This is a genomic window from Mycolicibacterium rhodesiae, assembly GCF_002086695.1.
Lineage (GTDB): Bacteria > Actinomycetota > Actinomycetes > Mycobacteriales > Mycobacteriaceae > Mycobacterium > Mycobacterium rhodesiae.
Genome location: NZ_MVIH01000001.1, coordinates 286,302 through 298,888, shown reverse-complemented (window position 1 = coordinate 298,888; position 12,587 = coordinate 286,302). Strand labels below are relative to the sequence as shown.

The window sequence follows — 12,587 nt, the reverse complement described above, 5'->3', positions numbered from 1 at the left end:
GCCGCAGACGGTTAGGACGTAGCGCTGGCGACCAGTTCTTCGCCACGCATCCGCTGCGAGATCACCGTGGTGATGCCGTCACCCTGCATCGTCACGCCGTACAGCGCGTCGGCGATCTCCATGGTCGGCTTCTGGTGGGTGATGACGATCAGCTGTGACTGTGAGCGCAGCTGCTCGAACAGCCCGATCAGTCTGCGCAGATTCACGTCGTCGAGGGCGGCCTCGACCTCGTCCATGACATAGAACGGTGACGGTCGGGCCCGGAAGATCGCCACCAGCATGGCCACCGCGGTCAGCGACTTCTCACCGCCGGAGAGCAGCGAAAGCCGTTTGACCTTCTTGCCCGGCGGGCGCGCCTCCACCTCCACGCCGGTGGTCAGCAGATCGCTGGGGTCGGTCAGCAACAGCCGGCCTTCACCGCCGGGGAACAACGTCGCGAACACCTGCTCGAACTCGCGCTCGACGTCGGCGTAAGCCTCGGCGAACACCTGCAGGATGCGCGCATCGACGTCGGCGATCACGTCGAGCAGGTCCTTGCGGGCGGCCTTGACGTCTTCGAGCTGGGTGGACAGGAAGTTGTAGCGCTCCTCCAGAGCGGCAAACTCTTCCAGCGCAAGCGGATTCACCCGGCCCAGTTCGGACAGCTCGCGTTCGGCCCGCTTGGCCCGCCGTTCCTGAGTCGGACGGTCGAACCGCATCGGCGCCGGCGCCATGACCTGCTCGCCGCGCTCCTTGGCCTGTTCGTATTCGGCCATCTCCAACTCCGACGGCGGCAGCGCCACGTCCGGGCCGTATTCGGCGATCAGATCGTCGGCGGACATACCGAACTGCTCCAGCACCATCTGCTCGAGCTGTTCGATGCGCAGCGACGCCTGTGCCTTGGCCACCTCGTCGCGGTGCAGCGAATCGGTCAGCGCGGCGATCCGCGTGTTCAGCGCGGTGACTTCCTCACGCGCAGCGGTCATCGCAGTGGCTCGTTCCTGCCGCTCGGCGGCCAGCGCATCACGGCGCCGGGACGCCGCTGCCACAACACCGCTGAGGTGCCCGGCCACCCGGCGCCCGGCCTCGGCCACCGCGGCCGCTACCGCGGCGGCGTGCTCGCGGGCCGCGCGGGCGCGCTGGGCCCGAACCCGCGCCTCTCGCTCGGCCGCAGCGGCTCGCCGCAGCGAATCCGCCCGTCCGCGAACGGCATTCGCACGCTCCTCCGCGGTACGCACCGCCAGCCGCACCTCGACCTCGACCGCACGGGCCTCCTCGGCGGCGGATTGCATGTACTGGCGGTCCTCGGGCGCGTCTTCGACCTCGGTCGCCCCGTCCTGGGCGGCGGCCAGCCGGTTCTCGAGCTCGGTGAGCTCCTCCACCGTCCGCTGCCGCCCGGCCTCGAGCTCGTCGCGCTGAGCCTGCTGACGGCGCCACTCCCCCTCGGCGGCACGGGCTTCCTGCCCGAGCCTGCCGAGCTGTTCGTAGATCGCCGCGATCGCGGCATCGGATTCGTTGAGCGCCGCCAGCGCCTGTTCCGCGGCATCCTGCCGCTCACCCTGTTCGGTGAGCGCACCGGCCAGCGCAGCCGACAACTCGGCAACCTGGGTCTCGGCTGACGCCAGTTCGCGTGTGGCCTTGTCGATTTCGCCGGCGATCTCCAGTGTGCTCGGCTTGCGGTCGGAGCCGCCGCTGACCCACCCGGCACCAACCAGGTCACCTTCGAGGGTGACCGCACGCAGCGCCGGGCGTGCGGCGACCAGATCCAGCGCGGCACCGAGATCCTCGACGACGGCGACGTCGGCGAGCATCGCCGTCATGGCGCCCTGGAGTCGTCCCGGCGCCTCGATCAGATCCAGCGCCCACAACGCGCGCTCGGGCAGCGAACCGGTCTGCCGCGGTGCGATCGGCCAGTCCCCCAACACGATCGCCGCCCGGCCGCCGTCGGCGTCCTTGAGTGCTCGCACCGCCGAACTGGCGACATCGAAGTTCTCCGCGGCCACCGCGTCGGCCGCGGCGCCCAGCACCGCCGCCAATGCGCCCTCGTAGCCCGAACGCACCTTGACCAAATTGGCAATCGTCCCGAAAAGTCCTGCGCCACCACGATTTTCCGTCAGCCAGGCCGAGCCGTCCTTACGCTCCAGCCCGACGGCCAACGCATCGATACGGGCCCGCAACGAGGCAACCTGCCGTTCGGCAGTGCGCTCGGCGGCCTGTAACTCCGCGACCCGCTCGTCGGCCAGCCGCAGCGCGGTGATCGTGCGATCGTGCTGTTCGTCGAGGCCGACCTCGCCTTGATCCAGCTCGCCCACCCGGCCCTGCACGGTCTCGAACTCGGCCCTGGCGTGCTGGGTGCGGGCGGCCGCCTCCTCGATCGCGGTGGTCAGCCGTGCGATGCCGTCGTCGATCGATTCGACCCGGGCGCGCACGGTCTCGACCTGACCGGCCAGCCGGGCCAGGCCCTCCCGGCGGTCGGCCTCGGCCCGCACAGCGGCCATATGGGCACGTTCGGCTTCCGCGGCCGCGCGTTCGCGTTCTTGAAGCTCGGCACGGGCGAACTCGAGCCGCGACTGCGCTTCGGCCAGTTCGGCCAGCAGCTCCTGCTCCCGCGCGGCGACCTCGTCGGCCTCGGCTTCCAGCTCGTCGGGGTCCGGACCGGTGTTCGCGGTCGGTTCGGTCTCGAGGTATTGCGCTCGCTCAGAAGCGATCCGGACCGTAGCGCTGACCCGTTCGGCCAGCGCCGAAAGGCGAAACCACGCTTGCTGGGCGGCGTCGGTGCGTTCGGACAGCGTGGCCACCGCGGCCTCATGTTCGGCCAGCGCCGCGCCTGCGACGTCCAGGCGTCTGGCGGCCTCGTCGTGCTCGCGACGCAACGTGGTCTCGGTGTCGTCGGCGCCGGCGAACTCGGCCCGCCGGGTGACCAGGTCGTCGGCGGCCAGCCGCAGCCGCGCGTCGCGCAGGTCCGCCTGAATGGTCTGGGCTCGCCGCGCCATCTCGGCCTGGCGGCCCAGAGGCTTGAGCTGGCGGCGCAGTTCGGTGGTCAGGTCGGTGAGCCGGGCCAGGTTGGCCGCCATCGAATCGAGCTTGCGGACCGCCTTTTCCTTGCGTTTGCGGTGCTTGAGTACGCCGGCGGCCTCTTCGATGAAGGCTCGGCGGTCTTCTGGCCGCGACTCGAGGATCTGGGACAGCCGGCCCTGGCCGACGATCACGTGCATCTCACGGCCGATGCCGGAGTCGCTGAGCAGCTCCTGGACATCCATTAGTCGGCAGCTGCTGCCGTTGATCTCATACTCTCCGGCGCCGTCGCGGAACATCCGCCGGGTGATCGACACCTCGGAGTACTCGATGGGCAGCGCGTTGTCGGAGTTGTCGATGGTCAGCGTCACTTCGGCGCGACCCAGCGGCGCCCGCGACGAGGTGCCGGCGAAAATGACGTCTTCCATCTTGCCGCCGCGCAGCGTCTTCGCGCCCTGCTCGCCCATCACCCAGGCCAGCGCGTCGACGACATTGGACTTACCCGAGCCGTTCGGACCGACCACGCAGGTGATGCCGGGCTCGAGGCGCAGAGTCGTCGCCGCTGCGAAGGACTTGAAGCCCTTCAGGGTCAGACTCTTGAGGTACACGGCGTGCCAGACTACCGCTCGCTAAAGCCTGCGATGGCTTCGCCGCGCGGTGACCAATCGACAACAACCTTGTCGACGTGCCCCGCCGTTTTCCCACTATTGAGCAGCTGTAACAGCCGTTCACACGCGTCACGCGGGCCCTGTGCGACGATCAGCACCCGGCCATCGGCCTGATTGGACGCGTACCCGGTCAAACCCAGCTCCAGCGCACGAGACCGGGTCCACCAGCGGAAACCCACGCCCTGCACGTGGCCGTGCACCCAGGCGGTCAGGCGGACATCAGAAGCGTCAGGATCGGCCAACGTCATCCACCCCGAATCGGACCTCGGTGCCGGATTTGAGGGTCCGACCCACGGTGCAGACCTGGTCGATCGCGCGGTTGACCACCACCACCAGCCGGTCGATCTCCTCCGGGGACAGCCCGGACAGGTCGATCTCCAGCTTCTCCTCCAGCAGCGGGTAGCGCTCCTGCTCCCGGTCGGCAGGCCCGGACACCCGGATCGTCGCCGGATAGTCGTCGCCGAGACGGCGGCGCAACGGCTGATCGCTGCTCAGGCCGCTGCACCCGGCCAGCGCGATTTTGAGCAGCTCACCGGGGGTGAAGACACCCTCGTCGGTCTCCGAGCCGATCAGCACCTCCGCGCCGCGGCTGCTGCGCCCGGTGTAGCGGCGGATGCCGGTGCGTTCCACCCATAGGTCAGTCATGTGTCTCCTTGGTCTCGACCGGGATCAACGCCTGGGCCGCGGCTGACATTTCGGGCAGTAGAACGACGAGCGGTTCATGAACTTCTCGCGGCGGATCGCGGTACCGCAGCGCGGGCACGGCAGATCCTCGCGGCCGTAGACATTCAGCGACCGGTCGAAGTAGCCGGACTGCCCGTTGACGTTCACATAGAGCGAATCGAACGAGGTGCCGCCCTGGCCGAGCGCTTCACGCATCACCTCTCCCGCCGCGTCGAGCAGCTCCCCGAGTTGGCGGCGCGTCAGGTTCTCGGCCAGCCGCGCGCCGTTGATCTTGGCCCGCCACAGCGACTCGTCGGCGTAGATGTTGCCGATGCCGGACACCACGGTCTGATCGAGCAGCTGCCGTTTGATCTCGGAGTGCTTGCGGCGCAACACCGTAACGACGGCCTCGCGATCGAACCGGGGATCCAGCGGATCGCGGGCGATGTGCGCCACCGGCTCGGGCACCCGGCTGCCGTCGACGTCGATCAGGTCGGCCAGTTGCCACCCGCCGAACGTGCGCTGATCGACGAAACTCAGTGCGGTGCCGTCGTCGAGCAGTGCCGCGATGCGCAGATGGTTGGTGTTGGGTACCGGGCCCAGCAACATCTGGCCGCTCATCCCCAGGTGCACCACCAGTGCGGTTTCGTCATTCAGGGTGAGCCACAGGTACTTTCCACGCCGGTCGGTCCCCGTGATGTGCGCGTCGAGCAGCCGGGCGGCCAGATCGGCCGCACCGGCAACGTGGCGGCGCACAGCCCGCGGATGGTGCACCCGAACCGCGGAGATCGACCGGCCTGCGACGTGGGCCTCCAGGCCGCGCCGCACCACCTCGACCTCAGGCAGCTCAGGCATCGAGACGAAAAAGTCTGTGGCTCAAGCGTTGTCCAGCGCGTTCCAGGCAGCGGCGGCGGCCTTCTGTTCGGCTTCCTTCTTCGACCGTCCGACGCCGTTGCCGTACTCGGTGTCCATCACCAGGACGACGGCGGTGAACTCCTTGTCGTGGTCGGGCCCGGTGGAGGTCACGACATAGGACGGCGGTCCCAGACTGCGCGACGCGGTGAGCTCCTGCAGGCTGGTCTTCCAGTCCAGGCCTGCACCCAGCGTCGGCGCCGTGTCCAGCAGATTGCCGAACAGCCGCAGGATCACGTCGCGGGCAACGTCGATACCGTGCTGCAGATACACCGCGCCCAGCAGTGATTCCATACCGTCGGCCAGGATGCTGGACTTGTCGGCTCCGCCGGTGTTGACCTCGCCGCGGCCCAGCAGCAGGTGCGCGCCGAGGCCCTCGTCGGTCAGGCCCCGTCCCACGTCGGCCAGGGCCTGGGTGTTGACGATGCTCGCGCGCAGTTTGGCCAGGTCACCTTCGGTGCGTTCCGGGTGGCGATGGAACAGCTCGTCGGTGATCGTCAAGCCGAGCACCGCGTCGCCGAGGAACTCCAGGCGTTCATTGGTGGGCAGGCCGCCATGCTCGTAGGCATAGCTGCGGTGAGTCAGCGCCAGCGTCAGCAGGTCTTCCGGCATGTCGACGCCGAGAGCGGCAAGCAGATTTTCGCGTGGCGGGCTCACGACGCGCCGGCCCCCGGTTCGGGGGTGTCGGCATCCGCTGCGGGGAACATGTCCGCCAGCTTCGCGAACCGCGGATCGATCACGTCGTGCTGGTGGCCGGGTTCGCTGGCCAGCGCGACACCACACTGCGGGCACAGCCCGGCACAGTCGTCGGTGCACAGCGGGGCGAACGGCAGCGCCAGACCGACGGCGTCGACGATCGGCTGTTCCAGGTCGATGGTCTGGTCGACGACGTGGCCGACCTCGTCTGCCTCGGTGGTGGATTCCGTCGCGCTGTCGGGGTAGGCGAACAGTTCGGTGAGCGAGATCTCGACGTCACCGGTGACCTCGGTCAGGCAGCGGGAGCACTCGCCACGGGTCGGCGCGTACACCGTGCCCGTGACCAGGACCCCCTCGGACACCGACTCCAGTCGCAGATCCAGAGTCAGGTCCGCGCCGGCTTCGATCGCTACCAGGTCCAACCCGATTCGCGATGGGCTGGGCACGGTTTCGTGCAACTCGAGCATCGAGCCGGGGCGGCGCCCCAAGCGGGAGATGTCGAGGACGAGCGGCGACCGGGGTTTGCGCTTCGTTTGAGCACTGTGTGAGGTCGCCATCATCCGATCTTAAAACCCGGCGCCGCGCGTTTGCGCCAGTAGGCGCGGGCCGGGAGGCTCAGCGCTGCGCGTAGTCGTGGGTGCCTGCGGCGGTGCGCAGTTGATGACGACCGCGGCTCACCGAGCGCAACGTGCCGTTGAGGTAGTCCTCGAACTGGGCGAGCTTGTTGTCGACGTAGATGTCGCACTCGCCGCGCAGCCGGTCGGCTTCGGCGTGGGCGGTGTCGATCAGCCGGGTCGACTCGGCGTTGGCCGCCTGGACGACCTCGGTTTGCGAGACCAGCCGCTGCTGCTCCTTGATGCCTTCCTGCACGGCTTTCTCGTAGGAGATGTTGCCGCTTTCCACGAGCCGGTCGGCCTCGGCCTTGGCCCTGCTGGTGGCCGCTTCGTACTCGCGCTTGGCGGTCGCGGCCAGGCGGCCGGCCTCGTCGCGGGCCTCGGCGACCATGCGTTCGCTGTGCTGACGCGCCTCGGCGACCATTCGGTCGGCCTGCGACTTGGCGTCGGCCAGCAGGCGGTCGGCCTCGGCGCGGGCATGGCTCAGCAGGGAGTCGGCCTCGGCGGTCGAGTTCGACACCATCGAGTCGGAGTGCTCTTTGGCCTCGCGCAATAGTGAATCGCGGGCGTCCAGCACATCCTGGGCGTCGTCGAGTTCACCGGGGATGGCGTCCTTGATGTCGTCGAGGAGCTCCAGCACGTCACCGCGCGGCACCACGCAACCAGCCGTCATCGGAACGCCGCGGGCCTCTTCGACAATCGCGCTCAACTCGTCGAGCGCTTCAAAAACTCGGTACACGGCGCCACCCTCCTGGGCGTAGTTGGTAGTGACCAGTGTGCCTGGTGTTACGCCTGTGACTGTGGTGGCGGCCCGGTGTGTCGGGCAGACATTTCTGGCAACCGCACCGGTCAGGGGCGTCTCGCCGACGATTATGTCGGTCCGGCGCCCCCGCCGAGGCGGTTCGGTCGCTACTTGAGCGCCGCCGAGATCACGTCGCGAGCGCGGTCGAGCATCGAGGCGAACGGACCGACGGCGAAATTCAGCTTGGCCGATTCGACGCCGGGGTGCGGCCGGGTCGGCGCGATCGCCTGGGCTGCGCGCACCGCGCCGACCATCCGCTCCAGGTCCGGCGCATCCAGCTCGGCCTGCAGCTGGTTGAACTCCTCGTTCTCCTCCCGCTCGGCGTGTTCGACCACGGCGTCGCGGAACCTGGTGAGCTCGTCGAGGAACTCCTGGGAATCGATGTCCATCTTCTCCAGAGCGGAGAGCTGCTCCTTGGCCTCGTGCTCCTCGGCCAGCCGGGCGTCGACGATGCTGTCGCCGTCGGCCACCTCCATCCGCGCGCGCGGATGGACGACCATCTCTTCGGCGGTTTCGTGGACGGCCAGGAGCTGCCGCAGTTCGACGAAGGCCTTTTCCCTGGCCTGCGGATCCGACGCGTGCAAGACGTCCTCGAACATGTCCTTGATCAGGTTGTGCTGATCCTTGAGGAAGTCGACGACGTCGGTCGTGGACTGCACGAATGTTTCGACCACAGCATTACCTCCGCTGCTTGGTGGGCTTGTCGGCGCGGGGCTGTGCGCCATCGAGGCGATACCCGGGCCAGCGGAGCCCAAACGTCAGCGCGCGCGCTGGGCCAATTTGGCCTGCAGCCTGCGGTTCACCGACTCCGGCAGCAGCGCCGAGACGTCACCGCCGAATGCCGCCACCTCTTTGGCCAGCGACGAGGAGACGAACGAATACTGCGGTGTGGTGGCCACGAAGAAGGTGTCCACTCCCGCGATGTGCTTGTTCATCTGGGCCATCTGCAGCTCGTATTCGAAATCTGTTCCGGTGCGCAGACCCTTGACGATCGCGGTCATACCGCGCTGTTTGACGAAGTCGACGACCAGCCCCTGCCCGGACTCGGCACGCAGGTTCGGCAGATGGGCGCACGCTTCGGAGATCATCGCGATCCGCTCGTCGATGTCGAACATCCCGGACTTGTTGGGGTTGATCAGCACGGCGACGATCACCTCGTCGAATTGCGCTGCGGCCCGCTCGAAGATGTCGACATGACCCAGCGTCACCGGATCGAACGACCCCGGGCATACCGCGCCACTCATGGGCAGTGACGCTAGCAGGCCGCGATCTCGATCCGGGTATCTCCATACCGCCGGTTGTCCCAGGCCGTCCAGCCTGTCGGCCAGGACAGTTCCGCCGACGAAGTGGCGCGCTCGACCACCACGACGGTGCCTGGTGCGACCCAGCCATGTCGGCCCAAACTTGTCAGCACGGCCTCGATGTCGGCGCTGGACACCTCATACGGCGGATCGGCCAGGACCAGGTCCACCGGTACGTCGGTGCCTGCGGCGAGCACCGCGGCGACCGCGCCGCGGCGTACCGTCGCCCCCGGCAGCCCCAGCGCCGCGACGTTTCGTTTGATGACAGCGGCTGCGCGCGAATCACTTTCGACGAACAGCGCCGAGGCCGCGCCGCGCGACAACGCTTCCAGCCCGAGCGCACCCGAACCGGCATAGAGGTCCAGAACGCGTAGACCGTCGAAATCCCGCCGCGCGGCAAGGACATTGAACAGTGCCTCACGGACCCGGTCCGTGGTCGGCCGGGTCCCACGGGGCGGCACATCGAGGCGGCGGCCACCGGCACTGCCCCCGACGATGCGAGTCAGGCCGATCCTCCGGTCAATCCCTCCGAACCGATCACCACCAGCAGGTCACCGCCTTCGACCTGCGCGGTGCTACTGACGGCGACGCGGGTGACGGTGCCACTCTTGGGCGCGGTGATGGCGGCCTCCATCTTCATCGCCTCGATGGTGGCGATGGTCTGGCCCGCTTTGACCTTTTCGTCGACCGCGACCCCCACGGTGACCACCCCGGCGAACGGAGCGGCGACGTGATCGGGATTGTTACGGTCGGCCTTCTCCGCGGCCGGCACGGTTTCGGCGATGTTGTTGTCGCGCACCGACACCGGGCGCAGCTGACCGTTGATGATGCACATGACGGTGCGCATGCCGCGTTCGTCGGGTTCAGAGATGGCCTCCAGCCCGACGATCAGCTCGACGCCGCGCTCGAGCTCGATGCGATGTTCGTCACCGTGCCGCAGGCCGGACCAGAACTGGTTGGCCGACAACCCCGAGGTGTCGCCGTATTCCTCGCGGTGCGCCTCGAATTCCTTGGTGGGGCCGGGGAACAGCAGCCGGTTCAGCGCGGCCTGACGCGCCGGGCCCGGTTCGCCCAGCACCTTCTCGTCCTCGACCGACAGCGACTTCTCGGGCTTGGCCGCCCCGCGTCCTTCCAATGCCTTGGTGCGCAACGGTTCCGGCCAGCCGCCGGGCGGGTCACCCAGCTCGCCGCGCAGGAACCCGATGACCGAGTCCGGGATGTCGTGGCGCGCCGGATCTTCGGCGAACTCCTCGGCGGTGATCCCCGCACCGACCAACGCCAGCGCCAGATCGCCGACCACCTTGCTCGACGGTGTGACCTTCACCAGCCGGCCCAGGATCCGGTCGGCTCCCGCGTAGGCGTTCTCGACGTCCTCGAACCGTTCGCCGAGCCCCAGCGCGATGGCTTGGGTGCGCAGGTTGGACAGCTGGCCGCCGGGGATCTCATGGTGGTACACCCGGCCGGTCGGTGCAGGCAGGCCGGCCTCGAACGGGGCGTACACCCGGCGCAGCAACTCCCAGTACGGCTCCAGGTCGCACACCGCGTCGAGGTTGATGCCGGTGTCGTACGGCGTGTGCGCTGCGGCGGCGACGATCGCCGACAGCGGAGGCTGGCTGGTGGTGCCCGACAGCGGAGCAGCCGCTCCGTCCACCGCGCTGGCGCCGGCGTGCCAGGCCGCGGTGTAGGTGGCGAGCTGACCGCCCGGGGTGTCATGGGTGTGCACGTGCACCGGCAGGTCGAAGCGGCTGCGCAGCGCGGAGACCAGCGTGTGCGCCGCCGGCGGGCGCAGCAGCCCGGCCATGTCTTTGATCGCCAGCACGTGGGCGCCGGCGTCGACGATCTGCTCGGCCAGCCGCAGCCAGTAGTCCAGCGTGTACAGCGTCTCGGCCGGGTTGGACAGGTCGCCGGTGTAGGACATCGCGACTTCGGCGACCGCCGAGCCGGTCGCGCGCACCGCATCGATGGCGGGGCGCATCGATTCGACGTTGTTGAGCGCGTCGAAGATTCGGAAGATGTCGACACCGGTGCGAGCCGCCTCGTCGACGAACGCGTGCGTCACCGTCTCCGGGTAGGGCGTGTAGCCGACGGTGTTGCGGCCGCGCAGCAGCATCTGCAGACAGATGTTGGGGATCGCTTCACGCAGCGAGGCCAATCGCTCCCACGGGTCTTCCTTCAGAAACCGAAGCGCGACATCATAAGTCGCTCCACCCCAGCATTCGATGGACAACAGCTCCGGCGTCATCCGGGCGATGTACGGGGCGACTTTGAGCAGTCCCGAGGACCGCACGCGGGTCGCCAGCAGTGACTGGTGGGCGTCGCGGAACGTCGTATCGGTCACGCCGATCGCGGGACTTTCCTTGAGCCACTTGGCAAATCCCTCGGGACCCAGTTCGTCGAGGCGCTGCTTGCTGCCGGGCGGTGGGGCGCTCGCCGCGATATCGATGTCGGGCAGCTTGTCCTGTGGGTAGTACCGGGGCCGGTCGCGGTACGGCGAGTTGACGGTCACCTCGGCCAGGAACTTCAGCATCTTGGTTCCGCGGTCCGCGGAGGTCCGCGAGGTCAACAGTTCGGGACGCTCGTCGATGAACGACGTGGTGATCCGCCCGGCCTGGAAATCCGGATCGTCCAGAACCGCTTGCAGGAACGGAATATTCGTCGACACACCGCGGATCCGGAATTCGGCCACCGCCCGCTTGGCCCGGGCCACCGCGGTGGGGAAATCGCGGCCCCGACAGGTGAGCTTGACCAGCATCGAATCGAAATGCGCGGCGACCTCAGCGCCCAGATGGGTCCCGCCGTCGAGCCGGATCCCCGCGCCACCCGGCGACCGGTAGGTGGTGATCCGCCCGGTGTCGGGGCGGAATCCGTTGGCCGGGTCCTCGGTGGTGATGCGGCATTGCAGTGCCGCGCCGTGCGGCGCGATCGCGTCCTGGCTCAGACCCAGATCGGCCAGCGTCTCCCCGGAGGCGATCCTCAGCTGCGCCGACACCAGGTCGACGTCGGTGATCTCCTCGGTCACGGTGTGCTCCACCTGGATCCGCGGATTCATCTCGATGAACACGTGCCGGCCGCGCTCGTCGAGCAGGAACTCGACGGTGCCTGCGCAGGTGTAACCGATGTGGCGGGCGAAGGCGACGGCGTCAGCGCAGATCTGGTCGCGCAAAGCGGGATCCAGGTTGGGCGCCGGGGCCAGTTCGATGACCTTCTGATGACGACGCTGCACACTGCAGTCGCGCTCGTAGAGGTGGATGACGTTGCCGTAGGTGTCGGCGAGGATCTGCACCTCGATGTGACGTGGATTCACCACGGCCTGTTCGAGGAACACCGTGGGATCACCGAACGCCGACTCGGCCTCGCGACTGGCGGCCTCGATGGACTCCGGTAATGCCGACGGCTCGGTCACCCGACGCATCCCGCGTCCCCCGCCGCCGGCGACGGCCTTGACGAACAGCGGGAATTCCATCTCCTGCGCCGCGGCGACCAGTTCCTCCACCGACGCCGACGGCGCCGACGACATGAGCACCGGCAGGCCCGCCTCGCGGGCGGCGGCGATCGCCCGTGCCTTGTTGCCGGTGAGTTCCAGGATCGAGGAGTCGGGGCCGACGAAGGTGATATTCGACGCCGCGCAGGCGGCCGCCAATTCCGGATTCTCCGACAGGAAGCCATAACCGGGGTAGATCGCGTCCGCGCCGGCGGCCCGCGCGGTGGCGACGATCTCGTCGACCGACAGATACGCCCGCACCGGATGGCCGATGTCACCGATCTGATACGCCTCGTCGGCCTTGAGGCGGTGCAACGAATTGCGGTCCTCGTACGGGAAAATGGCGACCGTGCCGATGCCCATTTCGTAGGCGGCGCGGAAAGCTCGGATCGCAATCTCACCGCGGTTGGCCACGAGGACTTTGGAAATCACTCAGATACCCTACCCGCGTGACCT

The 12,587-nt window shown here is 68.3% G+C and carries 11 protein-coding genes; all 11 read right to left on the bottom strand.

Annotated features, from left to right (window positions below):
• Window positions 1–11 precede the first annotated feature (11 nt).
• On the bottom strand, window positions 12–3,602 hold the full coding sequence (gene smc / locus BST42_RS01460; RefSeq protein ID WP_083116779.1) for a chromosome segregation protein SMC: 3,591 nt from the start codon (window positions 3,600–3,602) through the stop codon (window positions 12–14).
• Window positions 3,603–3,613: 11 nt separating this feature from the next.
• Window positions 3,614–3,904 (bottom strand): acylphosphatase, encoded by a 291-nt coding sequence (locus tag BST42_RS01455; RefSeq protein ID WP_237159156.1) that lies wholly within the window; start codon window positions 3,902–3,904, stop codon window positions 3,614–3,616.
• Complete coding sequence (locus BST42_RS01450; RefSeq protein ID WP_083116777.1) at window positions 3,891–4,307, bottom strand: OsmC family protein; 417 nt, start codon at window positions 4,305–4,307, stop codon at window positions 3,891–3,893. Before BST42_RS01450 ends, BST42_RS01455 begins: the two co-directional genes overlap by 14 nt.
• A 24-nt stretch (window positions 4,308–4,331) precedes the next feature.
• The gene (gene mutM / locus BST42_RS01445) at window positions 4,332–5,180 is read right to left on the bottom strand and encodes a DNA-formamidopyrimidine glycosylase (RefSeq protein WP_083116776.1); all 849 of its coding nucleotides are present in this window, start codon (window positions 5,178–5,180) and stop codon (window positions 4,332–4,334) included.
• 21 nt (window positions 5,181–5,201) lie between these two features.
• Window positions 5,202–5,849 carry a ribonuclease III gene (rnc, locus tag BST42_RS01440; protein WP_276010076.1) on the bottom strand — a complete coding sequence of 216 codons (648 nt, stop codon included), beginning with the start codon at window positions 5,847–5,849 and terminating at the stop codon, window positions 5,202–5,204.
• 41 nt (window positions 5,850–5,890) lie between these two features.
• A complete protein-coding gene (locus BST42_RS01435) occupies window positions 5,891–6,490 on the bottom strand; it encodes a YceD family protein (RefSeq protein ID WP_083117227.1) in 600 nt (199 codons plus the stop codon).
• A gap of 58 nt (window positions 6,491–6,548) precedes the next feature.
• On the bottom strand, window positions 6,549–7,286 hold the full coding sequence (gene sepIVA, locus BST42_RS01430; RefSeq protein ID WP_083116774.1) for a cell division protein SepIVA: 738 nt from the start codon (window positions 7,284–7,286) through the stop codon (window positions 6,549–6,551).
• A gap of 170 nt (window positions 7,287–7,456) precedes the next feature.
• Window positions 7,457–8,023: a hemerythrin domain-containing protein gene (locus tag BST42_RS01425; protein WP_083116773.1), complete on the bottom strand. Its 567-nt coding sequence runs from the start codon at window positions 8,021–8,023 to the stop codon at window positions 7,457–7,459.
• 84 nt (window positions 8,024–8,107) lie between these two features.
• Window positions 8,108–8,593: a pantetheine-phosphate adenylyltransferase gene (gene coaD, locus BST42_RS01420; RefSeq protein ID WP_083116772.1), complete on the bottom strand. Its 486-nt coding sequence runs from the start codon at window positions 8,591–8,593 to the stop codon at window positions 8,108–8,110.
• An 11-nt stretch (window positions 8,594–8,604) separates the two neighbouring features.
• Entirely contained in the window at window positions 8,605–9,156 is a 552-nt protein-coding gene (gene rsmD, locus BST42_RS01415; RefSeq protein WP_083116771.1) for a 16S rRNA (guanine(966)-N(2))-methyltransferase RsmD, read from the bottom strand.
• The gene (locus BST42_RS01410; protein WP_083116770.1) at window positions 9,153–12,563 is read right to left on the bottom strand and encodes a pyruvate carboxylase; all 3,411 of its coding nucleotides are present in this window, start codon (window positions 12,561–12,563) and stop codon (window positions 9,153–9,155) included. The genes rsmD and BST42_RS01410 overlap by 4 nt, the downstream gene beginning before the upstream one ends.
• Window positions 12,564–12,587 lie beyond the last annotated feature (24 nt).